General features: G+C 43.6%; 15 protein-coding genes and 1 pseudogene. 11 read left to right on the top strand and 5 right to left on the bottom strand.

Annotated elements, in window-relative coordinates:
* The first annotated feature begins 142 nt into the window (after window positions 1-142).
* On the top strand, window positions 143-1,867 hold the full coding sequence (locus M4S28_RS08840; RefSeq protein ID WP_249632724.1) for a methyl-accepting chemotaxis protein: 1,725 nt from the start codon (window positions 143-145) through the stop codon (window positions 1,865-1,867).
* Window positions 1,868-2,011: 144 nt separating this feature from the next.
* Here the strand turns inward: M4S28_RS08840 and M4S28_RS08845 are convergent, their stop codons facing one another.
* Window positions 2,012-2,251, bottom strand: coding sequence for a PAS factor family protein (locus M4S28_RS08845; protein ID WP_004733935.1), 240 nt, complete (start codon window positions 2,249-2,251; stop codon window positions 2,012-2,014).
* 239 nt (window positions 2,252-2,490) lie between these two features.
* Between M4S28_RS08845 and M4S28_RS08850 the strand changes: the two genes are divergently transcribed.
* The 4 genes from M4S28_RS08850 to M4S28_RS08865 all read left to right on the top strand — a co-directional run bounded on the left by M4S28_RS08850 (window position 2,491) and on the right by M4S28_RS08865 (window position 9,544).
* Window positions 2,491-3,489, top strand: a complete 999-nt coding sequence (locus tag M4S28_RS08850) for a DHH family phosphoesterase (RefSeq protein ID WP_249631614.1) — start codon at window positions 2,491-2,493, stop codon at window positions 3,487-3,489.
* A 488-nt stretch (window positions 3,490-3,977) separates the two neighbouring features.
* Entirely contained in the window at window positions 3,978-6,167 is a 2,190-nt protein-coding gene (locus tag M4S28_RS08855; RefSeq protein WP_249631615.1) for an immunoglobulin-like domain-containing protein, read from the top strand.
* 229 nt (window positions 6,168-6,396) lie between these two features.
* A complete protein-coding gene (locus tag M4S28_RS08860) occupies window positions 6,397-7,326 on the top strand; it encodes a LysR family transcriptional regulator (protein ID WP_146454559.1) in 930 nt (309 codons plus the stop codon).
* 172 nt (window positions 7,327-7,498) lie between these two features.
* The gene (locus M4S28_RS08865; RefSeq protein ID WP_249631616.1) at window positions 7,499-9,544 is read left to right on the top strand and encodes a TonB-dependent receptor domain-containing protein; all 2,046 of its coding nucleotides are present in this window, start codon (window positions 7,499-7,501) and stop codon (window positions 9,542-9,544) included.
* Between the two features lie 132 nt (window positions 9,545-9,676).
* On the opposite strand, the gene M4S28_RS08870 is transcribed toward M4S28_RS08865, so the two are convergent.
* Entirely contained in the window at window positions 9,677-10,432 is a 756-nt protein-coding gene (locus M4S28_RS08870; RefSeq protein ID WP_061024822.1) for a class I SAM-dependent DNA methyltransferase, read from the bottom strand.
* A gap of 267 nt (window positions 10,433-10,699) precedes the next feature.
* Complete coding sequence (locus M4S28_RS08875) at window positions 10,700-11,995, bottom strand: sensor domain-containing diguanylate cyclase (RefSeq protein ID WP_249631617.1); 1,296 nt, start codon at window positions 11,993-11,995, stop codon at window positions 10,700-10,702.
* A 293-nt stretch (window positions 11,996-12,288) separates the two neighbouring features.
* Between M4S28_RS08875 and M4S28_RS08880 the strand changes: the two genes are divergently transcribed.
* Complete coding sequence (locus M4S28_RS08880; RefSeq protein WP_249631618.1) at window positions 12,289-12,813, top strand: GNAT family N-acetyltransferase; 525 nt, start codon at window positions 12,289-12,291, stop codon at window positions 12,811-12,813.
* 284 nt (window positions 12,814-13,097) lie between these two features.
* On the opposite strand, the gene M4S28_RS08885 is transcribed toward M4S28_RS08880, so the two are convergent.
* Entirely contained in the window at window positions 13,098-14,816 is a 1,719-nt protein-coding gene (locus tag M4S28_RS08885) for a S8 family peptidase (RefSeq protein ID WP_249631619.1), read from the bottom strand.
* A 375-nt stretch (window positions 14,817-15,191) separates the two neighbouring features.
* A pseudogene (locus M4S28_RS08890) lies at window positions 15,192-16,554 on the bottom strand (sphingomyelin phosphodiesterase).
* A 186-nt stretch (window positions 16,555-16,740) separates the two neighbouring features.
* Between M4S28_RS08890 and M4S28_RS08895 the strand changes: the two are divergent.
* The 5 genes from M4S28_RS08895 to M4S28_RS08915 all read left to right on the top strand — a co-directional run bounded on the left by M4S28_RS08895 (window position 16,741) and on the right by M4S28_RS08915 (window position 24,466).
* The gene (locus tag M4S28_RS08895; protein WP_017078060.1) at window positions 16,741-17,337 is read left to right on the top strand and encodes a LysE/ArgO family amino acid transporter; all 597 of its coding nucleotides are present in this window, start codon (window positions 16,741-16,743) and stop codon (window positions 17,335-17,337) included.
* Window positions 17,338-17,525: 188 nt separating this feature from the next.
* A complete protein-coding gene (locus M4S28_RS08900) occupies window positions 17,526-18,182 on the top strand; it encodes a glutathione S-transferase family protein (RefSeq protein ID WP_102534727.1) in 657 nt (218 codons plus the stop codon).
* A 516-nt stretch (window positions 18,183-18,698) separates the two neighbouring features.
* Window positions 18,699-19,277, top strand: a complete 579-nt coding sequence (locus M4S28_RS08905; RefSeq protein ID WP_249631620.1) for a porin family protein — start codon at window positions 18,699-18,701, stop codon at window positions 19,275-19,277.
* 213 nt (window positions 19,278-19,490) lie between these two features.
* On the top strand, window positions 19,491-20,744 hold the full coding sequence (gene sbcD, locus M4S28_RS08910; RefSeq protein ID WP_249631621.1) for an exonuclease subunit SbcD: 1,254 nt from the start codon (window positions 19,491-19,493) through the stop codon (window positions 20,742-20,744).
* A 5-nt stretch (window positions 20,745-20,749) separates the two neighbouring features.
* Window positions 20,750-24,466, top strand: coding sequence for an AAA family ATPase (locus tag M4S28_RS08915; RefSeq protein WP_249631622.1), 3,717 nt, complete (start codon window positions 20,750-20,752; stop codon window positions 24,464-24,466).
* The last annotated feature ends 346 nt before the right edge of the window (window positions 24,467-24,812 follow it).

The following is a 24,812-nucleotide window of genomic DNA, read 5'->3' on the forward strand; positions in this document are numbered from 1 at the left end:
TAACAATAACCAGGTCGCACGAGTTGTATACCATGCTTAGATGCGATCAATTAGATACTCAAAGTTAATTTAGTAAAGACGAGCCACGTATATGAATATAAAGAAAAAGCTCTATTCGTTGGGGATGTTCTCCATCTTCGGCATGATTTCACTGTTGTTTACCACATCGCAATTTGCAGACACCACCGCTCAAATGAGTGAAGCCAAACAAATCACCAAAGAACTTGAAGTGCGACTACTCAATCTTCGCCGTAACGAGAAAGATTTCCTATTACGTAGTGATATGAAGTACCTCGCCAAGTTCGACGTAAACTACAATAAATTCTTAGCGTCTGAATCTGAGCTCAATGCAGTGCTCAGTGATTTAGGTTTAGCCAACAGCGCACACCTACGTGAAGATATTGAAACCTACCACACAAGCTTTGTTAACTTAGTAAAAGCGAGTGAAGTGTATGGGTTAGCACGTGACAAAGGCTTGCTAGGCGAGTTTCATGCTTTGCTCGATAGCATCAGCGCGACAGCCAGTGCTGAACAAAAAATCGAGCTTTACCTGTTCAATGACTTAATTGAAAAGGGTGAGTTCGATCCGAGTGTTCTTTCTATTACCTCTAGTGCTGGAAGCTCAACTGCTTTGATAGATGCTGCGCGTCAAGTAGTTGAACAGAAGCGAGTGATTGGCTTGAAGCACAACGAAGGTCTGCTTGGGCAAGCTCGTTCGGGTTCTCATGCTATCGAAACTCAATTTAAAGAGTTCTCAGCGGTATTAGACCAAGAAACCCAACAAGAGATGGACAAGCTATCGCTGATCAACAACATCCTTTGCGTCACGTTACTTGTGTCGATCATTCTGTTCAGCTGGTTAATCGTCCGTTCTATCATTGGTAAAATTGAGTCACTGCTTTCGGTTATCCGTAATATCGTTAATTCAAACGACGTGTCTATTCGTTCTCACCTAGATGGTAAAGACGAACTCAGTACTTTAGGCCAATACTTCAACCAATTGCTTGATCAATTGGAGGGCTTAATCGCGGCATCTCAATCTAAGTCACTGCAACTGACACAAAGTACGTCGAACATGCATGACGAGCTAGAGTCAGTAATCAAACAGTTTGAAGTTCAAGCAAACCACACCTCTACAATGACAACGTCAGTGCAAGAGATGGTACTCACAATAGGTGAAATTTCAGAAAGCACATCAGTTGCGGCTGAAGGTGTTCATCAAGCAAAAGTGAATGCCGATAAAGGCCGTGAAGTGGTGGTTGATACGATCAGCAACATTACTCAGTTGTCTGAACGCCTTTCTAGCAGCCAAGATTCGATCAGCTCATTGAACCATCATGTTGATCAAATCGGCGATGCAGTAAACATCATCCAAGGCATTGCAGAGCAAACCAACTTATTGGCACTGAACGCAGCCATTGAGGCAGCACGTGCCGGTGAACAAGGCCGAGGCTTTGCCGTGGTTGCCGATGAAGTTCGTGCTCTTGCAAGCAGAACGCACCAATCAACGACTGAAATTACCAGTGTAGTAACGGCAATTCAAAGTCAAATGAACGCTTCTATGACCGAGATTGGTGAATGTAACCAACAAGGCCAACTGACTCTGAAAGATTCGGAAGAGCTCGATGCTAGCCTGCAGCTTATCTTAAGCGACATGGAAAGCATCCAGGGCAACTCTGAGCGTATTGCATCAGCGATTGAAGAGCAGGGTGCTGTTATGGCACAAGTGAGCGACTCAATCACCGAGTTAAACACCATTTCAAGTGATAACAACGCTTCGGCGCAACATTGTTTAGTTGAAGTGGATAAAGTCGCAGAGCAAGCCCATGAGATGGATAAAGCGGTGGCGCAGTTCAAGACCTCTTAAACATTTAGAGTAAACTAAACCAAAGGCGTGGATCATCTGCGCCTTTTTTTGTGCCTGAAATTCAACTAGATAAATGACGAGAATAAAAAAACGGCCCGATCTGGGGGAAGATCTGGGCCGTTATATTACGTATTTTAAGGGGAATTACTTATTTCGGCCTTCCAGCACATCCAGTGCCAGTTCAACCGCTTTATCAATATTGTCGCATCCCGCTAACTTACCTGAACTGATAGGACCAAGCACATTAGCGTATAACGAGAGCTGCTTGTTAAATGGCAGGCTCAACTGCTCATATAAACGCTGGCGAATCTCGGCATGTTGCTCAGGAGCGTGAGCAGCAAGGCTTTTCAAAGTGTCATAAACAAGAGTGGTGGTAGTGTTCATTCGTCTCTTTATCATTAAGTGGGAGGCGCTTATTTTATAATCTTTTCAGGTTCTTTTACTGTGATATAAGTCATACAATATTATTAATGTGTTTATCTTTTGAATCTAATGAGAATAAGGCATTCCAAAATAGACTTAAGTATCTGTGAAATATAACTAAAATAATGACAGACTATCGAATAAACGAACGTATTGGCGCGTTTCTGGCAAACGGTTAAATCTATAGGAAGAGGAACAACATGCACTACGACGTATTCAACGGAGACGCAGATGGCATAATCGCGTTGTTACAGCTGCGATTCAGTGAGCCAAGAGAGAGCGTGCTCATTACAGGTGTAAAGCGTGATATTAAGTTGGTCTCTCAAGTTGTTACTCAAATTATGGAGCCGGGTAAGCAAGGTGACATTTCTTCCGTTACCGTTTTAGATGTGTCGATGGAAAAAAACTTATCTGCATTGCATTCACTGCTAGACGCCAACATCCATGTATTTTATTGCGATCATCATCGAACTGGTGAGGTACCTGACTCTAGCTATTTGGATACTCTGATTGATACCGCGCCAGAGAGCTGCACGAGCTTACTAATTAACCAGAAATTGAATGGTGCGCATGTGGCTTGGGCAATCGCGGCTGCTTTTGGTGATAATCTAAAAACAGTGGCCGCGCGGCTAGCGGATGAAAATGGATTCGATGAATCTCAAACAGAGTTTTTGGAAGAGCTAGGTACCTTGGTGAACTACAACGGTTACGGTTCGTCACTCAGTGATTTGCATTTCACGCCAGCTGAGCTCTACAAAATTCTTTATCAATACCCAAATCCGTTTGATCTTTTGGATGATAAAAACTCTGTATTTTATCGACTACTAACTGCCTATAAAAATGATCGCCAACAGCTATCAAACCTTGCTCCTGTTTATGAAAGTGAAGTCGCACGTGTGTTTGAACTGCCAGGTGAGACGTGGGCAAGGCGCATCAGTGGTGTATTTGGTAATGAAATCGTTAATCAAGATCCAAACCGAGCGCAAGCAGTATTAACGAAAAACCAAGATGGCTTGTCTTACACGGTGAGCTTACGGGCACCATTATCAAACAGAACGGGCGCAGACGAAATTTGTTCTAGTTTTGATACGGGTGGTGGAAGAAAAGCAGCAGCGGGTATCAATCAACTCAATGAAGAAAATAAGATGAATTTTATTTCATTTATTGATACTTATTATTCGCCTGATGTTAAAGGCTAACTGAAAAATAGTCGGGGTGATCATACAAAATTCCACAAATTCACCACTCCTATATTCCGTTATACGTGTGTATCTCTAGCACATGTATGACGACTATATCCAAGCTATTTTAGTGATGTCACTCGCAATGGTATCTGGTCTGAGGTCAGTAATTACGGTGTGTTTGAATCGATTTTTGTCGATTTAAAGTTCGTTTTTTCCTATTGGTGATTTTTTATGTTTTCGGTTAATTATCTATGTGAATTAAGGTTGATTAAATATTTGCATGGTCAATGTGTTCGGCCGAAAATAACAGCTTTTAGCATTTCATTTTGAATGAAAAGTCAAAATCATATTGATTCTGATATTCAATCTGTGACTTAAAATCACAAGTTAAATCAAAGGTCATCTTTTCCTATAAATTCCATTACTTCTCTATAAATATTCATGATTACAATGAATTGGTTCGGTTGTGATTGGCACAGCTGTTAAGTAAGGAAGTGGGACTAATGTTGAAACGTAAAGCTCTACAATTAGCTGTATCGGTCGGCATGGCCGCAATGTCTGGCGCTGTTTATGCGAATGATTCAGATATGACGAATCCGGATTCTGGTGTAGTGGTCGGGTATTGGCACAACTGGTGTGACGGTGGCGGCTACCAAGGGGGCAATGCGCCATGCGTGACGCTGGATGAAGTAAACCCAATGTATAACATCGTGAATGTGTCATTCATGAAGGTTTACGATGTGGCTGATGGTCGAATCCCAACTTTTAAACTGGACCCAACCGTTGGGTTATCAGAAGAACAATTTATTGACCAAATCTCTGAACTCAACAAACAAGGTCGTTCTGTACTGTTGGCTTTGGGCGGTGCTGATGCACACGTAGAGCTAGAAACCGGTGATGAAAGAACCTTTGCTGATGAGATTATCCGTCTTACTGAGCGTTACGGTTTCGATGGCCTAGATATCGACCTTGAACAAGCCGCGGTAACCGCAGCAAACAACCAAACCGTTATTCCAGATGCGCTTAAGCTAGTGAAAGACCACTACCGTGCTGAAGGTAGAAACTTCCTTATTACTATGGCGCCTGAGTTCCCGTATCTAACGACAGGCGGTAAGTACGTTCCATATATCGATAATCTAGAAGGTTATTACGACTGGATTAACCCACAATTCTACAACCAAGGTGGCGACGGTATCTGGGTTGACGGCGTGGGCTGGATTGCTCAAAACAACGATGCATTAAAAGAAGAATTCATCTACTACATCTCTGATTCGCTTATCAACGGAACGCGTGGCTTCCACAAAATTCCACATGACAAGCTGGTGTTTGGTATTCCTTCTAGCATTGATGCTGCAGCAACCGGCTTTGTGCAAGATCCTCAAGATTTATACGACGCGTTCGAGACTTTAACGACTCAAGGCCAACCGCTGCGTGGTGTAATGACTTGGTCTATCAACTGGGACATGGGTACTAACAAAAACGGTCAACAATACAACGAGCAGTTTATTAAAGATTACGGCCCGTTTGTCCACGGTCAAGTGACGCCACCACCAGTAGAGGGTGAGCCAGTTCTTAAAGGTGTCGAAAATGCCCGTGTTCTTCACGGCACAACGTTTGACCCAATGGAAGGTGTAACGGCAACCGATAAAGAAGATGGCGATCTAACATCTTCTGTCGATGTTGAAGGTTACGTGGAAACCAGTGTGATTGGCACTTACGTTCTAACTTACCGAGTGAAAGACAGCGATAACAACGAAACCACTAAAGCGAGAACGGTAGAGGTTTACAGCCAGAAGCCTGTGTTTAATGGTGTGTCTGACACTACTGTTGTGTTGGGAACTGCATTTGATGCTATGGCAGGCGTAACGGCGAATGATGCTGAAGATGGCGACCTAACAAGCACCATCACACACACTGGCAGTGTCGATGTAAATGAAATCGGCAACTACACGCTTGTGTATAGCGTAACAGACAGCGCGAACCAAACTGTAACCGCTGACCGTAAAGTGTCTGTGACGGATGGTTCTAACTGTGCTGCTGCATGGGATGCCGACACCGTTTATGTTGAAGGTGATCAAGTATCACATGACGGTTCAACGTGGGGAGCTGGCTGGTATACTCGTGGCGAAGAACCGGGAACAACAGGCGAGTGGGGCGTTTGGAGAAAAGTTTCAGACTCTTCATGTGGTGGTAACCCAGATCCGGGCGATGACTTAGAGCTTGCAGTTTCAGGCCTTCAGTCAGAATATGCGCCAGATAACGGCAATGTACGTTTGGATCTGACACTGACATCAAATGAAGCAATGGATGTGACTGTGAAGGCGCTCAACAGTGCGGGTAGCGTGGTTGAACAAACCAAAGTAAGCCTAACTGACAGCCGTTCAATCACAATGGACTTGTACGATGTGGCGGAAGGTCAATATTCACTTGAGGTTGTTGGCACAGCAACAGACGGCGAAATAGTGATGGTAAATGATTCGTTCGCTGTTAAAGACGGTGGCGGAACGACTCCACCTCCAGGTGATTACCCGCCATATGAAGCCGGCACAAACTACGCAGCAGGTGACATTGTGGTAGGCAGCGACAATGGTCTATACGAATGTAAGCCTTGGCCATACACGGCTTGGTGTGCAAGCGCATCTTACGCACCAGCAGAAAGCCAATACTGGCAAGATGCTTGGACAAAGCTGTAGTCTGATAGCTCGACGTTAGCAATATAAAATAGACGATCAAAGAGAGGCCATTGTGCCTCTCTTTTTTATGTTCAAACATTTCTAACTTAGAGCTTCAAACCTTTCCTAACCTCAAACTCGGTTCTACATTTTGCTCTAGATCAAAATAAGAGTGATTATCAATTGTATTAATGAGGTGGTAGATGCACTATGCGCACACTGAATTTGCTCTGTTGTGAATATTTGCATAATGAATCTTGCCCAAGTTGACCTAAACCTACTCGTTATTCTTAAACACCTTCTTGAAGAGAAGCACGTTTCCAACACGGCGTTGGCGTTGGATATGAGCCAACCTACGGTGAGCCGATCTCTACAAAAACTTCGCACTGTGTTCAACGATGATTTGTTGGTGCGAGCTGCTTATGGCTATGAATTGACCCCGAAAGCAGAGGTCATCAAGCAAGACCTCAACTCTGTGCTTACGCGCCTTGAGAAACTGGTTCACGGAGACGTGTTTGAACCACAAACGAGTGATAGTACGGTTCGTTTTTTTGGTTTGGTTCCTCAGGTCTCACACCTTTTGCCAAAAGTAGTGGCACAAATTCGCCAGCAAGCGCCGAATATGGTTGTCGATATCGACTCGATTCCTAAACGACACTTTGAGCCTCTGTTATCCGGTGATGCGCACTTTGTGTTGTCGACGCATGAGCCATTAAGTTCTGAACAAAACCTGTATCGAATGTTCGTAATCAGTCGCGATTATCGGTTATTAATGAGCAAAGACCATCCTCTGGCGGATAAAGAGATCACCGTTGATGACTTATTGAATAGCCAGCTTGGCCAGATCTCACTGCAAGGGGATAAAAAGCTCTCGATTGAAAGTCGATTTAAAGACCTTGGTTTAATTGATAAGCAGCGCCAACTCTCGATCCCAATTCAGTTGTCCAACTTCAATATTGCTGCGGATATTGCGGAGACGACCGATATCATCTTTCACTTGCCCACACCATTTGCGACAAAAGCTGCCAATCAACGAGATTTAATTTGTAAACGCGTTCCCAAAGCGATCAGAAGCCCATCAGAAGATGTTTATCTCTATTGGCATAAACGTTTCCATAATGACCCTATGTGTCGTTGGGTTCGTGATTTATTTAAAGAGATATACACCCAATCTATCTAGGTGGTGAATGCTATTGAGGTCATGCTATTAAAATGAATATGTATTGGTTTTATTATTTGAAAGTTGAATAACGAGAATCAATTTTTGGTATGAAACTTTTGTTGATAAGAATGGTGCTAGATTGTTTAATGCAAACCATTATCATTACCAATCACATGTAAGAATGAATATCATGTCTGAGAGATCTCTTTTGATTCGAAAACCTCTTTTGGTTCGTAAACCCCTTTCGATCGCAGTCGTTGTTATTTGTACCTCACTTTCAGCTAACGTGTTGGCGCAAGAAGAAGCGCAAGCAACAGATGAGCAAATGGTTGTTACGGCAACTCGTACTGAAATGACACTGAAACAAGCGCCGGCTTCAATGTCAGTGATCACCGCTCAAGACATTGAAGACAGCCCTGGTATTACCTTGGCTGACATCGTTGCAGAATCAACCAGTGTCGAATCTGACTTTGATAGCACACGTGCTGGCCGTCAGATGATCTCTATTCGTGGTATGGATTCAGATTACACGCTTATCATGGTGAATGGCCGTCGTCTAAGCTCAGCGAGTGCCATCATCCGAGGTAACGACTTCGACCTATCGACTATTCCCGCTGATTCGATCGAACGTGTTGAAATTATCCGCGGTCCAATGTCTGCACTTTATGGTTCAGATGGCATGGGTGGCACAATCAACATCATCACCAAGGCTCCTGAAAATGACTGGAGCTCTACGTTAAGCATGGACACGTCTTCACCGTTAGATGGTGATGGCGGTGAAGAGTACTCGATGGGCTTCACGACCTCTGGTGCTCTAATTGAAGATGAATTGTTTGCACGCGTTTCTGTGAACCAAACTAGCCGTGATGCTTGGCAACCCTATTCTGGTACACATAGCTCTGGTTACGACCGCTCAGATGTTACGGCTTTAGAAGAACGAGACACACTAAGTTTACTCGCAAGCCTGACTTGGAATGCGACAGACAACCAAACGATCGACTTTGATTTTGGTTACAGTGACGACGAACGTGAATCATCTGCAGAAAACGTATCATCTGTGATTGAGTCTGACACACGAGTAGTGCGTCAGAGCCAAGCGATTACGCACAGTGGCTTTTGGAGCTGGGGTGATACACAAGTCCGCTACTCACGCGAAAATGTGACTGACAACGACGCTGCGGATTCTGATACTAACTACAGCAGTGACGTAGAAGAGTTAACTCAAATAGCAGAAGCATCAGCGACGACTTATCTTGGTGATAATCATACCGTAACGTTTGGTATGGACTATCAGTTGAGCGAATTAACCAACAAAGAAAACTTGGTCAATGGCACATCAGAAGCGTATCAAGGAGCGTTATTTGTTCAAGACCAATGGCTGATGACTGAACAACTAACAGCAACCATCGGTGGTCGTTTAGATAAGCACGAATTGTACGGTGAAGAGTTCAGTCCTCGTGTGTATTTGGTGCACCAAACAACGAATGACCTGATCATTAAGGGTGGCGTGGGTAAAGCATTTAAAGCACCAACATTGACTCAAAATCAAGCCGACTACACAGTTAACAGTTGTAAAGGTGCTTGTGATTTATATGGCAATGAAGACCTGAAGCCTGAAACGAGCTGGAACTATGAGATAGCAGCGATATACAGCCAACCTCGTTGGAACGTTGAAGGTGCCTTGTTCCGCAATGAAATTAACGACCTTATTGATCGTGATGAAACCTACTGCGAGAATGGCGGAATGTTTGAATCGGGTAAAGGGTGTGCCGATAGTTCTAGCTCAACTGGCTATGTGAAAGGCAAACGTACTTATACCAATGTGTCTGAGGCTGTGGTTCAAGGTGCTGAGCTTACTGGCCAATTCCAAATAACGGATGAATGGGGCGTGTCTGGTAACTACACTTTCTTAGACACTGAAGATAAGTCTACTGGTGAAGAACTGCTTGAGCGTTACAAGCACTCGGGTTTAGTTAAACTGAACTGGAGCCCAACTTACGACCTGAACACCTTTGTTAGTGCGCGTTACCGAGGTGAGCGTAATATCGAAACTGATTTGACTCAAGAAGCCTATACTACGCTTAATATTGGTGGGGTATACAACATTAATGATTCGGTTAGAGTACGCGCAGGCATTACTAACTTGACTGACGAAGCGGTATCACAAGAGCTAGAGAGCATGGGTTATGTTGAAGAGCCACGTACTTACTACGTAGGTATGACTGCGGACTTCTAATCGAGAGCTCGAACACCGATAGCTTGATACAAAAGAACCCACACTGGCTGGATGCTCGATAAAGAGTACGGCGAGTGTGGGTTCTTTTTTGTCTGTGTTTGAATCTGGCTAATTCGTTTGGTATAGACTTACCTAAATTTTTACACAAGCGATCAGAGCATTACCTGATTTAGTATCCCAAGGTAACAGCTTGTCATAATCGTGCTCAAAAATATGAACCTCAAAGTAGGGTTTCAATATTTCAATGAGCTCCTTAAACGAGAATGCCACCATCGGGTGTTCATCATTCCACACTTGAGTTTCACCAGCAGTCGTTTTTTCAATACTGAGTTTTAACGCCTGCTTGTCACCCTTGCCAGAGTAATACCAGCCTGAGCTGAACGTGAAATCATCTTGTTCAAGATTGGTGGTGTGTCGAACAAAAAGGTCATTGCTGATCTTGTCTTTATCCACCACATTAAAACAAAAAATCCCCTCTGGTTTTAAAGCGCGATGTACGCTCTCAACACATTCTTTTAGCTTCTCGAAACCATCGTTGTAATGGATTGAGTATAAGAAGCAGGTGATCAAATCCAGAGGTTCTGCCACTTCAAAACTACTCATGTTTTGCACCGAGAAATTGGCTTCGGGGCAGCGAACCTGAGCGATATCTAGCATTGGCGCGTTGAGATCGAGTCCATTGCTTTGGTAACCAAAATCGATAAAGTGACGAACGTGTGGACCAGTGCCACAAGCTAAGTCGAGGTGAGTCTTTCCACCATTTCCGAAAATTTGATGTAGCCTACGTACGCAGTTACTTTGCGCTTGATAGTCAATATCAACACACATTAAATCGTAGTAACCGGATAGGTCGGTATAAAGTGCGTTGGAAGAAATAGTAGCTGACATATTGGCGGACATAAGTGCCTACAGCGTTAGCTGATATAATGAGGGTGGCGCATCATATACCGAAATGTCGAAATCGCAATCAAATATTCGATCAAGTTATGTGCTTTAATTCTCGGTGGCTGTACTTTAATTATGTGTGGCTGTGCTCAATTTGTACGGTTAGCCGACTCATTTAGCGCAAGCTTAAAAAGGCGGTGGATTATGAAGGAGAACTGGTGCGTTATGCAGGAGAGCCAGAGGAACATGAAGGAGAACAAGGAGCTGCGATCAAGCTAGTGCTTCATAGCAAACCACATCATCGTTGATCGAGACTTGGTTTTTACCATTCGCTTTCGCACGATATAGTGCATCATCGGTAACACGAATAAGTGTATCAATGGTGTTGGCAGAGTGGCACAAGCACTGGTTGGTAACGCCAATACTCACGCTCGTTGTAAAAGCGCGGCGATTAATACCAAAGAAGGTATGTTGATTGAAGGTGTGGCAGATTCGTTCGCTGATGATTTTGGTATGGGCCGATTTCGCTTTTGGAATGAACACAATAAACTCCTCGCCACCCCAACGTCCAACTACGCCACCTAACAACTCAATGTGAGCTTTAATGGTGTCTGCTAAGTGCCTAATCACCGTATCACCCACGGTGTGCCCAAATCGATCGTTAATCGATTTGAAGTCATCAATATCAATCAACAGACATGACATCTCCATATGCTGATTAACCGGCTTCTTGAGCCAATCGTAAATAGCACGACGATTGAACACATGCGTTAAGTCATCATGCATCGCTCGATGCAGCAACTCCCTTTCTAGTAATACTTTATCGGTGACTTCTTCAAGGATCACTTGTATCGCGTCTTCACCTTCCCAGTTAATCACGTTGTCATAGAGGTTGAAGTATTTGTGGGTGCCATCAAAGCATTGGTTAGACACCACTGAACTAAAGTTGGGTGTATTGCCATTGAGAATGTTCTCGCAGCGTCTGATGGCCGTTGAACGCTGATCTTCAGGTACGATGGATAGGATAGAGTCCATCGCAAGCACTTGCTCTATTGAGTCTGCACCTTGTTGTTCTACCCATGCTTGGTTGACCATTAAAGGTTTGAAGTTTCTATGGATCAGGATCCCTTGTTTCGATGTATTAAGTAGCTTGCGATACATGCTATCCGTTTCGTTACGTTTGCGCTGAGCTTCGACTACGGATGTGATGTCGATGATAGTGACTTGGAGGGCGGGTTTACTATTGAGTTCAATAATGTGTGATAGGCAAAAGATAGAGATGTTGCGGCCATGGGCTGGAATATCGGTGTACAACTTTCCTTTTTTTAGTTTGCCTTTTATGGCCTCTAAGTAACGTTTCTTGGCTAGCTCTTGGTAACCGTCAGGAACTAACGCATAAACAAATTCAACGTTCAATAACAGCTCTTCACGGGTTCGGTAACCAAAGATCTGAGCGATTTCGTTGTCGACATCAATAATTCGGTGATTTTGCAGTGTCATGCGCCCTTGCGCGGAATCGAAGTTCTGGCAGGGTGTCGTGGTGGTTAAATCTAATTGAATGCTCATATCGACCTGGCTACTTATTCGTTAAATTGAAATAGGTGTTGTTCCTCGGCGTAGTGACCACACAGGCATTGTGGAACACTTTTATGAAGAGACTAGATAAGAAAAATATGCTATCTAGGTAAGGTCAGTATGGCATTTATAATTTCATGATTAATCAGTAATTTCATGATTAATCAGTAATTTTACTGATTAAAACCGAGTTCTTGAAAAGGAAACAATCAGGAAATCAGGCCAGTAATTAAAGCCAAATCACTCAAGCTAAATAAGCGAACTAAACAAGGAGAGTTGAGGTAATGAAACCAGAAATAAAAGCACAGGATTCAATGGGAAACGGAACAGCAATGGAAAGCAGCACATCAATAGAAATTAAGCTTGATGACTTGTCGGGTGGGGAAGTCGTTGAATTGCTTGAAGAACACCTTGCCGATATGTATGCCACGTCACCAGCTGAAAGCGTTCATGCACTGGATATGGATGGACTTAAGTCACCAGAGATTACCTTTTTCAGCGCTTGGAAAGACAGCCAACTGCTTGGGTGTGTTGCGATTAAAGAGCTAAATACCCAACATGCTGAACTCAAATCGATGAGAACCTCCCAGTTTGCGAGAAAGTCGGGGGTTGCCAGTCAACTGTTACAGCATGTAATAGACACAGCAACCGTTCGCCAGTATCAAACAATCAGTTTAGAGACCGGCTCAGAAGACTACTTTAAGGCCGCACGTAACCTGTATGAAAAGTTTGGCTTTGGATACTGCGAACCCTTTGCTGACTATGTGTTGGACCCGCACAGCCAGTTCATGAGTATTGAGTTGCGTTAGATGCGGTCGAAATGTAGATCGAAGTAAAAGAAAGATTCCCTATCACGTTCGTTCCTCACTGTAGGGAATGACAGCGATGTACATCGCTGTCTAGAGTGTCACGGCTGTAGTTTTTCGTAGTTGGAAGGGGCGGGATGAACATTTATGCGAATTTCCAGCGTCATTCCAGAACCGAAGGACGAGGTATGTGGAATCTCTAACCGCAAAGCGAGATTCCCTATAACGCTCGTCCCTCGCTTTAGGGAATGACGAATATCCGGTATCAATGACTAATAGTTAAAGCGTTAGCGTGTTTCTAGTTCTGCAAATATCGCTTCGGCATCCACAACGCTGCCTGAGATAGAAAGGGTGCTGAACGGAACCAAATCTTCTGGGCTTGATGGCTTTTTAACAAGCAGCTCTGGGTAGATTTTTGATTCCCCCATTAACATCGCCTTTAGCTCTTTTACCGATAAATCAGGATAGCGCGACCACACCAACGCAGCGACGCCAGAAACGACAGGCGCAGCCATACTTGTGCCACTTTTCGAACCGTAAGTATTCCCCGGTGTGGTTGACAAAATTCGATATCCCGGTGCAAATACATCAACCGATTTCTGACCGAAGTTACTGAAGCTTGCGACCAAGGTTTCGTCTGCGTATTTCGCTGATGCACCCACATCTAACCATGTTGAAATAGGCTTTGAACGGTAGTGCTTAGCGTAGCGGTTTGGAAAGCTTGGTTTGATGTCATTATCGTTACGGCTGTTTCCCGCAGAGTGAACGATCAACACGCCTTTACGAGCGGCATAGCGGAATGCATGATCGACAATGTATTTGCGTGGTGAGTAGCTTTTCCCGAAGCTCATGTTAATGATCTTCGCGCCATTATCGACGGCGTAACGCACCGCATTAGCAATATCTTTGTCTCGCTCATCGCCATTTGGCACCATACGTACTGCCATGATTTGAGCATGATCTGCCACACCATCAATACCCACTGAGTTGTTACGCTCAGCAGCGATGATTCCAGCAACGTGTGTGCCGTGTGAGCCTACAGGGCCTTTTACATCGTTGTTGCCGTAGCCTTTTTCCCAAGGGTAAGAAATGTCATCCCAAACAATATCGCCACGCGTATCGAGCTCTAGGTTAAGGTGGAAATCTAGAGAGTCTTGATAGCGGCTACGACGTGATTCTAGATATTCGAATGAATACCATGAATCAAATACGCTCAAAAGCCCTTCAGCTGCAGTCACAATGCTCGGGTTTTCGTTATTCAATAGCGGTTGCAATCCGTTTACCGTGAAGTCTTTGTGATCGGTAAGTTCAAGGATTTCTGCTTTGTACTCGTTGGCTTGCTCAGTTGCTGATGTTACGCGATTCAACGCATCTTGGTCATCTTTTAGAGACGACAAATAATCAGATTCAACACCTTGATAGTACTTGCGTTTCTTACGCGGAATCCAATGTCCATTTTCTTTTAACTCGAGGTACTTTTTGTATTCTCTGGTAACCTCTAGTGTGTCTTGATCAACGTTAATACCTAACGAGTTGCCCAGAAAGTTCCAGCCGTGGACATCATCGATGTACCCATTGCCGTCATCATCAATGCCGTTGCCTGGGATCTCGCCTTCATTGGTCCAAAGTTTGTTTTTTAGGTCTTCATGTTCAACATCGACACCCGAATCAAGAACGGCAACGATAACTGGCTGTGGCATAAGAGGGGGCATTAGGTAGTCATACACAATATCTGAACCCACGCCCTGAAGTCTTGTGTAGCTCGCCGATAAGTTAAACCAATCGCCGCGCTGTTCATCGGCGTTACTCATCATTCTCATAGAGAAGAATGAAGGTTGAATGGTTTCTCGTGAGTAATCCTCAACAATCGTGCCTTTTACATCTTGAATAAAAGGAGAGTTGATAGGTTGTGGCTCTGGGCTACTCTCGTTCAGAGTCGTAGCTGATACGTGGGTTGAAGCCATAATAGCTAGGGCTATAGTGGTAAGTCTTTGTCCGTGATTCATCTGTGGTGCATCCTTATCATTGTGCGACTAAATAGTTGTGCGACTAACGCTGACTTCTTCGAAACGAAGTGTAAAAAACACGCAGTAAGTCAGTTGAGTGAGAGGGAAATGCCCGCTCAAAAAGCAATTAAAAGGTAATATGCAATCAGACTTGTATCATTCGTTTGATCAATGAAATGGTAGGAAGATCTCACTGTGATCGATTTTAAAGTCTCAAAGTTTGAGCTGAATTCTATTAATAAAAGCAATATTTATAAAATTAAGGATTGAAATTAAAGGTGTTTAAAATCAATTGATTAGTTTGTTAATTGCAGGAGGTGGTTTTGGCTCTCACTCAGCATTGAAGTGCTTTTGAAAGAGCCAAGATCAAGGAGCTTAGTTGTCGTGAGAGCTAAATTTAAAGTTTCCGTTGACGGCAAAATGGTCTGAAAGGTGCCAACTTCCCCAAGTGTCAGAGTTCAACCTTTGATGAAGCTTGACCGTATTAGTATTACTTGTTGCTTGTCTATGCATTCTGCTAACAAAAACGTAATCCAGATACTCTACATCAGCGCCACCTGAATATTTGTAAGCGGCATACGGGTTAATCGTCGGGTCAAAGGTTGCATTGGTGTAGCCTCTGAATTCTGGAGGATCAACATCCAACATCCAACGTCGCTAGCATTAGAAGGTATTCCACGAAGTCACTATTTTTATCGATATTGAAGTCTCCAGCATAGATAACCGCTTCGTTGGAAGGTATGTCTTTAGTCAGCATAAAGGTTCGCATCAGTCCTAGCTGTAGGCGTCTTAGACGTTTGGCTGCTGGCGTATTAAATGATGCTAGGTGAGTGTTGAATATATGGTATATCTCACCGTCTTTGTCGATTTTGGTATAGACGACGCCTTTATCTGCGTAACAATCAGTCCCGGAGCAGTGTTCGAAAATTATACTGTCGGTTTCAATAATTGGATGGCGACTAAAAGTGACCACGCCTCCGTCGTACATCGCACTAGTGCCACCTCCTACCACCTCTGTTCTAAATGCATATTCCTCTGCTAGAGCGTTGAATAGGATCTCTCGGTCTGAAGAAAAAGCTTCTTGAAGTGTGAGTACGTCATATCCGGAGAGAGTGTGCTCCAAGACACTTGCACGACTTGTAATGTTTGATGATACGCCGGGGAGCATCCATAGGTTATATGAGCCAACGTTAAAGGTATTTGGATCTTGATCAAAATCATTGTTCGTATGTTCTGAGACTACAAATTCAACGTCGTCAAAGCCTGACGTGTATATAGCCTTAACACCGAACTCAGAGTGATATCCATCTTGGTTATATCGATGAAGAATATATGGGTTGTAGTCGGTCATCATCCCTTGATCTTTATACCCATAAGACAACGTTGAGCCTGAACCGTGACCAACCAACCTAAGTTGACTTACAGGTTCTTGCGGCTTTGGTTCCCAAGTACCTTCGTTTGTTAATCGTGAAATTGTTAGGAAGTAGTCATACGTTGCGCCATTAACAAGCCCATAATATCGATTAAAATCAGCTACTTTAGCTTTTTGATAAGGCCAAATAACTAAGTCATTTTCAGTCAAACTGTATTGGTAACCGTTACTTACGGGTTCACTGGAGTCTATCGAAAAGTTTATTAATATGGGTTTGTCGGTGCGGTTTATATAGTAAAGTGATGTTGCGAGTGCTTGGCTGGCTATTGCCCAAATTATTAGTGTTGAACACAGCTTTTTGATCATGTTTCTTCCTTTGATTACATTCCTAAAATCGAAATCAGAAAGTAGCCTTTATATGCATTCAGTTGCAATTTAAAGGTTTTGGTTTTGTGCTGTGTAACATGTATGTGATCATATTGTATATTTTATGAAAAATTACGCTATTTTATAGTAACTTATGATTATTCTAACCGATTCGAAGTACATTCTATGACGACTTATTTTGCTGGTTTTTCCCTTGGGCTTTCGCTGATTCTTGCAATCGGTTCTCAAAATGCATTTGTTTTAAAGCAAGGGCTTAAGAATCAACACGTATTGGCAGTTTGTGCTGTATGTGCCATTTCTGATGCCTTACTAATTAGCTTCGGCGTTACAGGCTTTGGCGCAATCGTTAAACAGTTCCCACAAATTGAGCAGCTCGCTCGTTATGGCGGGGCTATCTTTTTGGGTGTCTACTCATTCTTAAGCTTCCGTTCAGCATTTACTGAAACCCACGCCTTAGAAGCCACTGCTGAAACCAAAGACTCGTTAACCAAAGCGATTGCGATGTGTTTGGCGTTTACTTGGCTTAATCCGCATGTGTATTTGGATACTGTGGTATTGCTGGGTTCTATCTCAACCCAATATCAACCTAACCAAATGTTGTTTGGCGCTGGTGCAGTATCGGCGTCGTTTGTGTTCTTCTTTTCACTTGGATATGGCGCACGCTTCTTGGCTCCAATGTTTAAGAACCCGAGAGCGTGGAAGGTGTTGGAATTTGTCGTTGGCATGATCATGGCGTCTATTGCAATATCTTTGATCGTTTAGCCGCTCGTAATTAGGCATTCAAGCTTACTGCCTAAAGTGACTACTTAAAGTTCCTACCTAAAGTGACTGCCTTTAGTTGCTTTCGTACTTAATTATTTCTGCAAAAATGGAATTATTTTTCGTCTTTCGGTTTTGGCGTTCGTCTTAGGGGTACAAATACAAATTAATGACCTAATTCGGAGTCAACCATGATTAAACTTGTTAGCTTTAAAAACTGCCCATTCGTTCAACGTGTAATGGGTGCTTTAGTAATGAAAAATGTCCCATTTGAAATTGAATACATTGAGCTAAATAATAAACCTCAATGGTTCCTAGATATTTCGCCAAACGGACAAGTGCCAGTATTGATTACAGAAAATGACACAGTTCTGTTTGAGTCAGATGCAATTGTTGAATACTTAGACGATAAATATGCGCCGATAGAAGAGGTGTCTGCAGAGCAAAAAGCACTAGATCGCGCTTGGTCTTATCAGGCAAGCAAACATTACATGCCGCAATGTGGAACGATGGGCAGTAAAGATAAAGAAACCTTTGAGACACGTTTAGCGAATCTTCAAAAATCCTTCCAAAAGGCCGAGAACAAGCTTGGTGACAGCGACTTCTTTAAAGGCGATTACATCTCTAACGTCGACATTGCTTGGCTACCACTGTTACATCGAGCGTCAGTAATCAAAGAGGGCTCAGGCTTTGATATGCTTGAAGGCTTCCCGAAAGTACAGAAGTGGCAATCGGCGTTGATTGAATCTGGCTTGACCGATAAAACCGTTCCTGCGGACTTTATTGAGAAGTTCAGCGGCTTCTACTTAACGAATAACTATTTGGCTAGTCTTGCTGAAGCTCATTAATAACATGAATTAAATTGAAATATATTTTAATAGCAGGCTGCTCTAAATAAATGCCCTCCCAAAATTAAACTCATTCTTATCTTTATATCTTTATATCTTTTATTGGAAAAAGAGAGAAACAGGATGAGTTTTTATATTTAGGCGTGAAGATTCAGGTTGTTTTTGAAAACGAGTAACAATTTAGTTAGTACTGTAACGACATGATTATAAATAACTTAATTTTTATGATGCTTAGGTTTACTATCAGATTTATACGTATTTTAGTACTCGTTACGCCTCAGGAAATACATCTGTCTCATAAATAAGACTGGATTAAATATCTATGATTGTTCGTTTGATGACCTAAAAATCTTGTGATACCTTCTCATTCTCTCCGTAAATGAACAGTGTTTTATTATTCATTAGGGGTTGCTTATTTAATTTATTTTAAACAGTAGCGCAACAGGTGAAATAGTGTCGGAAACTATTGGCTGTTGATCAACGTTACTGTAGGACAGACAAAAAAAGGGTATTTTCATGCTTAAATCATCATTTCTATTGGGCCTAATTGGCTTAGTTTCACTTCCTACACTTGCTGCTGGTATTGAGGGCGGTCCATACATTGGCGCCGGCCTTGGTGTGTATCAAGATTCAGACACTGATGGCGGCGGCAATTTAGATGCTGAAAGCATGGGGTACAGCCTTTACGGTGGTTACCAATTTAACCGCATTGTTGGTATTGAACTTGGTTACACGGATTACGCTGACTACGAAAAGTTTGGTACTAAGCTGCTTTCACCAACTTCTCTTTCTGTTGCAGCAAACGTAGGTTACACATTTGATAATTCAATTCGTCCGTTTGTAACCGCAGGTCTGAGCTACGTAGATTTGAACTCTAGCAACAGTGCTTTTTACGGTGACGATTCTGGTGCTGGTTTCCATTTTGGTGTTGGTGTGGAATACAACCCAGTGGAGAACTTAACACTTCGCCTGATCTCGCAAGCAGATGCTGTGAACATAGAAAACTACGCTTATATCAATGGCAATAAAGTTCGTCTAAGCAGCAAAGATGTAGCATTTAGCACAGTAACACTGGGTGCTTCATACAATTTTTAATGACCTCTGTGAAATAACTTACAGCTAATGTCATGGACACCTATAACCGCTCTAACGTTGAGCGGTTTTTTTATGTCAAAAATAACGATTGGTCACGCTATGGGCGGAGTTGGTCCAAAGCCTGAAATTAGTTGGTTTTCACAAGCTTATAAAAGGGAATTATCTCGACTATTTTGGTAGATTAAAGGTATTACAGACTTCCAGTGAGCAGCAATGAAGATTCTTCACACGTCCGATTGGCACCTTGGCCAAAACTTCTACAATAAAAGCCGTAAGAATGAACATGAACGGTTTTTACAATGGTTACTTGAGCAAGTTACAGAGCACGACATTGACGCGATCATTGTTGCTGGCGACATTTTTGATACCAGCACGCCGCCGAGTTACGCTCGTGAGATGTATAACAAGTTCGTGGTCGATTCGAACAAGATCGGCTGTCAATTGGTGTTGTTAGGTGGAAATCACGATTCGGTGTCTGTGCTTAAAGAGACACAACAGCTGCTCAAATACATGGGCGCAGACGTAATTCCTAATACCAATGAAGATCATGCGACTCAGGTTGTTGAACTAAAAGGCAAGAACGGCGATGTAGAAGCGCTGGTTTGTGCTATTCCTTTTATTCGCCCTCGCGATGTGTTGACCAGCCAGGCGGGTGTCACAGGCGTTGAGCGCCAGAAGCAACTCGGAGATGCAATCAAACAGCATTACCGAAGTGTTTATGATGCAGCAGTCGCCAAACGTGCGACGTTTGAAAACAGCGAACACATGCCGATTATCGCTACTGGTCATTTAACGGCGATGGGTGTTCAACAATCGGATTCGGTACGCGACATCTATGTCGGCAACCTTGATGGTTTTGCCGCTGATGGCTTCCCAGACGCAGATTATATTGCACTTGGTCATATCCACCGTCCACAAGTGGTGGCAAAGCGTGAATACATTCGTTACTGCGGCTCACCTATACCATTAAGCTTTGATGAACTTAAATCTCAAAAGCAGGTATGTGTGGTTGAGTTTGTTGAGGGCGAGCGCACCATTTCTCAATTGCCAGTTCCAACGTTTCAGCCTCTAGCTGAAATCAAAGGCGACTTGAGTGAAATCGAATCTCAACTGAATCAATATGTAGGCTTAGATAGCGAACAAAGCGTGTGGTTATCGATAGAAGTGCAAGCGCAAGATTACTTGTCGGATCTTCAAGAACGTATGCGCGCACTAACCGAAGGTTTGAATGTGGAAGTGCTTCAATTGCGCCGCGCAAGAGAACGTCGTAATCAAGCATTAGAGCAAGAGTCGGCAGAAACCTTATCTGAACTGAGCCCGATGGACGTGTTTAGCAAGCGTATTGCCTTAGAAGAGTTTGAAACCGATTCTGAAAAAGCACGTTTAGAGCGAATGAAGGTGAAATTTAAACAAGTGATGGTTGAAGTGTCTGAGAGCGCTCAAGCGCCAAACAAAGTAGAAGAGTAACCAGTATGAAGATTTTAAGCCTAGAATTTGAAAACCTGAACTCTTTGAAAGGACGTTGGAAGCTCGATTTTACCCAATCACCGTTTGCGGAAAATGGCTTGTTTGCGATTACTGGCCCAACAGGGGCGGGTAAAACCACCATTCTTGACGCGATTTGTTTGGCATTGTTCCACCGCACGCCGCGTTTGAAAAGTATCGCCAAAGGCAACAACGAATTAATGACGCGTGGCACGGGTGAGTGTTTCGCTGAGCTTGAATTTGAAGTGCAGGGCAAAACGTATCGCTCTAACTTCCACCAAAAGCGAGCGCGCGGAAAACACGATGGCGCATTACAAACGCCAACGTGTGAATTTGCGGATGCGGATACTGACAAAGTCTTAGAGACCATGCTGACTAAGAAAACCAAGTTGGTAGAACAGGTAACAGGTCTCGATTTTTCACGCTTCACTAAATCCATCATGTTGTCTCAGGGTGAGTTTGCGGCGTTCTTAAATGCCAATGCTAACGACCGTGCAGAGCTACTTGAAGAGCTGACGGGCACAGAAGTCTATAGCCTGATTTCTGAGCGCATCTACGATCATTTCAAGTCGAGTGAAGAGTCGCTTAATCACCTTAAAGCGAAAGCAGAAGGTGTGAGCTTACTGTCTGAAGAGCAAATCCAAGCGCTAACCGCAGAACGAGAAACGCTAGAAGCCGAGCAGAAGCGTTTAGCCGAGCAATTAAAAGAGTGGCAAGCGCATCTAAGCTGGTGGAAAGACGTGACCAAAGCTGAGCAAACTATTGCGACCAGTGAGCACGATCTTAAAACAGCTCAAGATGAACTAGACCGTAATCAACCATCACTAGAGCGTTTGGCATACAGTGAACCGGCTGAAAAGCTGCGCCCAATGCACAAAGATTTAAAGCGTTGCGAACAAGAGGTGAACACCACTCAAGCTCACTTAGATAACAGCACCAAGTTACTTGCTGTTCGTGATGTAGAGAAGCAAGACGCGCAAACTAAACTGACTCAAAGCAGTGCGATTGTCGAACAGGTAAAAACCGAGCAACAAGATCAAGAGAAGATCATCGATCTCGTGCGCCCACTCGATAACCAAATTGCCGTACTCAAAGATAAGCAAATTGCGGCCGTTAATGCAGCGAATACGCTTAACGAGCAACATACGCAGCAGCGTAATCAACAGATTGGTTTAGTCCAAAAAATAGATGCACTGAAGCAACAAGATCAACTCAGCACTGAGTATTTAAATACACATCAAGCTGACCAATATCTGGAAAAATACCTAGGTCAATGGCAAGCCAAAGTTGAGCAAGTTCGTACTTTAGAGCGTCAACATGCAGAACAACTAAACTCAGCGAAGCAAGCTTTGTGTGCGGTTGATGCACAGCAAACGATCATCAAATCTGCGCAAGACGCTAAAGCAACGCAAGATAAGACCTTAGCTGAATTGGTGGTGCTAGAGAGTAGTACAAAGCAACAGTGGGAAGCATTGCAAGGCAACACTAGCGAGCAAGTGTTGAATTCGCAAAAAGATCTGTTGGAGTTTTGGAATCGCAATACACACTCATTACTCGAGATCAATCGTGGTTTCCTAAATGCCCAACAACAGCTGCACGCAAAAACACAGGCACATCAGACCAACACCCAATTGGTCGACAAGCTTTCGAAAGAACGTGAAGTGTTAGTCGAGCGATATAAAGAGAAAGAGACGTCTCTCGAACGATTAACGCGATTGATTGATCAAGAAGGCGAATTGGCAAAATACCGTGCGGCTTTGGAATCTGGAACTGAGTGCCCACTGTGTGGTTCAACAGACCATTCGATTGAGCAGTCGCAAGATATTGCAAATTTGGTTGCTCAAAAAGAAACGGAAAATCTAGAGTTAACGGCCATCAAAAAAGAAGGCCAAGAGCATCGTCAGCAATTAGATTCTCTGGCCCCAATGATTGTGGCGCTTAACGATGACATCCAACGTGCGCAAGCAGATATTCAACAAGCTCAATTGAATTGGCAAGGTGTAATCGGCAAGCTTCAACAGAGCTTATCGGATTTCGTTGGCACAGCTCCTGAACTGGCGCTGCTAACGATTAACGATTTAGGTAATGAAGCTATAGTCGCGACCTTTGCTCAGCAGTGTGAAGTTCAACTAAGTCAGAGCTCACAGCAACTCAAAGCGTTGGCTGATGCGAAAGCACACTATGCTGAAGCTGAGAAACAACGCCTGTCTGTGAGTGTTATGGCTGACAAGGCGCAGTCTAATCTCGAGTTGGCCGAGCAGCGCTTAGCGGATCTGAATAAGCAAAATCACAGCACGAACGAACAAGTGGCTCAGATAGCTCTAGCAAAAGAACAGCAATGGAACGCTCTGAAAGAGAGTATTGTTCAAACGGCTATCGAAGCGCCTGAACTTGAACATATTGATGATTGGTTTACTGCTAAATCACAAGCATCAAGCACATGGCAGCAAACTAAACAGCAACAGGCTGATATTGAGAAGCAACTGATTACTCAAACTGCCGAACTGAAAACTTTAGATGACAAGCTAAGCAGTGTTGAGAAAGAGCTCGCGACATTGACGCAACAGAGTGAGTCTCTAGTGTTAGAACTGACTCGTGTAACGGCTGAAAGAACAGAATTGTTTGGTGATAAAGACATTCAAGCCACCAGCAATGCGATGAAGCAAAAAGTCACTGAAGCGGTAAATGCATTTGATGCAGCGCAGTTAGTGCTTAACCGTTGCGAGCTGGAACATCGAACCGAGCAAACCAAACACACTGGTTTCTCAGACGAGTTGGTCAGTAAGCAATCGAGCTACACACAAGCGTCGAATGCTTGGTTAGAGGAGCTGAAAACTAGCCCATTCGAAGATGAGGCTAATTTTGAAGTGGCGTTGTTGGATGAAGAGGTTAGAACTCAACTTCAAAGCCTGAAGAAGTCTTTAGACGAAGCGATTGTCAGTGCGAAAGCAAGGTTGAACACCGCCAAAGCGACGCAAGTGGAGCTACAAAACCACGCAAATGCTAAAGCATGGCAAGAGCAAGACCAACAGCAAGTTGAAGAAGCGACTACTGAATGCCAAAGCGCACAACAAAGCCATGCGACAAAGATCGGCGCGATTTCTGCCAATCTTGAAACGGATAGCCAGAACCGAAGTAATCAGCAAGATCTGTTCAAGCAGATCGACGAGCAACAAGTCGAGTTTGATGATATTTCACGTCTGAACTCACTTATCGGCTCTAAGAACGGCGATAAATTCCGTAAGTTTGCTCAAGGTCTAACACTGGAAAACTTGGTGTACTTGGCGAACAAGCAGCTACAGCGTTTGCATGGTCGTTACGAACTTAAACGTAAAGCCGATGATGGCTTAGAACTGCAAGTGCTCGATACATGGCAGGGCGATGTGATGCGTGACACCAAAACCTTATCCGGTGGCGAAAGCTTTTTGGTGAGCTTGGCGTTGGCATTAGCGCTTTCTGATCTTGTGAGCTACAAAACCAGTATTGATTCTTTGTTCTTGGATGAAGGTTTCGGCACGCTGGATAGCGACACATTGGACATTGCTTTAAACGCGCTCGATAACTTGAATGCATCAGGCAAGATGATTGGCGTCATTAGTCACGTTGAAGCACTGAAAGAGCGAGTGCCTGTTCAGCTTAAAGTAACAAAACACTCTGGCTTAGGTGTGAGTGAGATGGAGAAGCAGTACAAGGTTGTTGCTTAGCTTCTTGTCATATTCATCAGCGCAGAAATAGAAATAGAAATCGAGCTAGATGAAGCAGATCCCCGACTCAGTCGTTCCTCCTTCTCGAGGATGACGGAGTCGGAAGTTGTGATTAATCACTTCGCCGTCATCCCTTAATGTCAGGATCGAATAAAAAGCAGCTGTCATTCCCTAAAGCGAGACACGAGCGTAATAGGGAATCTGGGCTTGTTGGTATTACTTTCTTCATTTCCTAAAGTGAGCTACGAACGTAGTAGGGACTCTAGGTTTGTTGGTTTTACCTTCGTCATTCCCTAAAGTGAGGTACGAACGTAATAGGGAATCTGGGCTTGGTCGTATTACCTTC

Origin of the sequence: Vibrio sp. J383 (assembly GCF_023503985.1) — a bacterium.
GTDB classification, from domain to species: Bacteria; Pseudomonadota; Gammaproteobacteria; order Enterobacterales; family Vibrionaceae; genus Vibrio; species Vibrio splendidus.

Excerpts from the sequence above, each read along its gene's own strand:
- M4S28_RS08885 (WP_249631619.1), bottom strand. The coding sequence starts at position 14,816 with ATGAATCACGGACAAAGACTTACCACTATAGCCCTAGCTATTATGGCT.
- M4S28_RS08850 (WP_249631614.1), top strand. The coding sequence starts at position 2,491 with ATGCACTACGACGTATTCAACGGAGACGCAGATGGCATAATCGCGTTG.
- M4S28_RS08915 (WP_249631622.1), top strand. The coding sequence starts at position 20,750 with ATGAAGATTTTAAGCCTAGAATTTGAAAACCTGAACTCTTTGAAAGGA.
- M4S28_RS08875 (WP_249631617.1), bottom strand. The coding sequence starts at position 11,995 with ATGAGCATTCAATTAGATTTAACCACCACGACACCCTGCCAGAACTTC.
- M4S28_RS08880 (WP_249631618.1), top strand. The coding sequence starts at position 12,289 with ATGAAACCAGAAATAAAAGCACAGGATTCAATGGGAAACGGAACAGCA.
- M4S28_RS08855 (WP_249631615.1), top strand. The coding sequence starts at position 3,978 with ATGTTGAAACGTAAAGCTCTACAATTAGCTGTATCGGTCGGCATGGCC.
- M4S28_RS08870 (WP_061024822.1), bottom strand. The coding sequence starts at position 10,432 with ATGTCAGCTACTATTTCTTCCAACGCACTTTATACCGACCTATCCGGT.
- M4S28_RS08840 (WP_249632724.1), top strand. The coding sequence starts at position 143 with ATGATTTCACTGTTGTTTACCACATCGCAATTTGCAGACACCACCGCT.
- M4S28_RS08895 (WP_017078060.1), top strand. The coding sequence starts at position 16,741 with ATGACGACTTATTTTGCTGGTTTTTCCCTTGGGCTTTCGCTGATTCTT.
- M4S28_RS08905 (WP_249631620.1), top strand. The coding sequence starts at position 18,699 with ATGCTTAAATCATCATTTCTATTGGGCCTAATTGGCTTAGTTTCACTT.
- M4S28_RS08900 (WP_102534727.1), top strand. The coding sequence starts at position 17,526 with ATGATTAAACTTGTTAGCTTTAAAAACTGCCCATTCGTTCAACGTGTA.
- M4S28_RS08865 (WP_249631616.1), top strand. The coding sequence starts at position 7,499 with ATGTCTGAGAGATCTCTTTTGATTCGAAAACCTCTTTTGGTTCGTAAA.
- M4S28_RS08845 (WP_004733935.1), bottom strand. The coding sequence starts at position 2,251 with ATGAACACTACCACCACTCTTGTTTATGACACTTTGAAAAGCCTTGCT.
- sbcD (WP_249631621.1), top strand. The coding sequence starts at position 19,491 with ATGAAGATTCTTCACACGTCCGATTGGCACCTTGGCCAAAACTTCTAC.
- M4S28_RS08860 (WP_146454559.1), top strand. The coding sequence starts at position 6,397 with ATGAATCTTGCCCAAGTTGACCTAAACCTACTCGTTATTCTTAAACAC.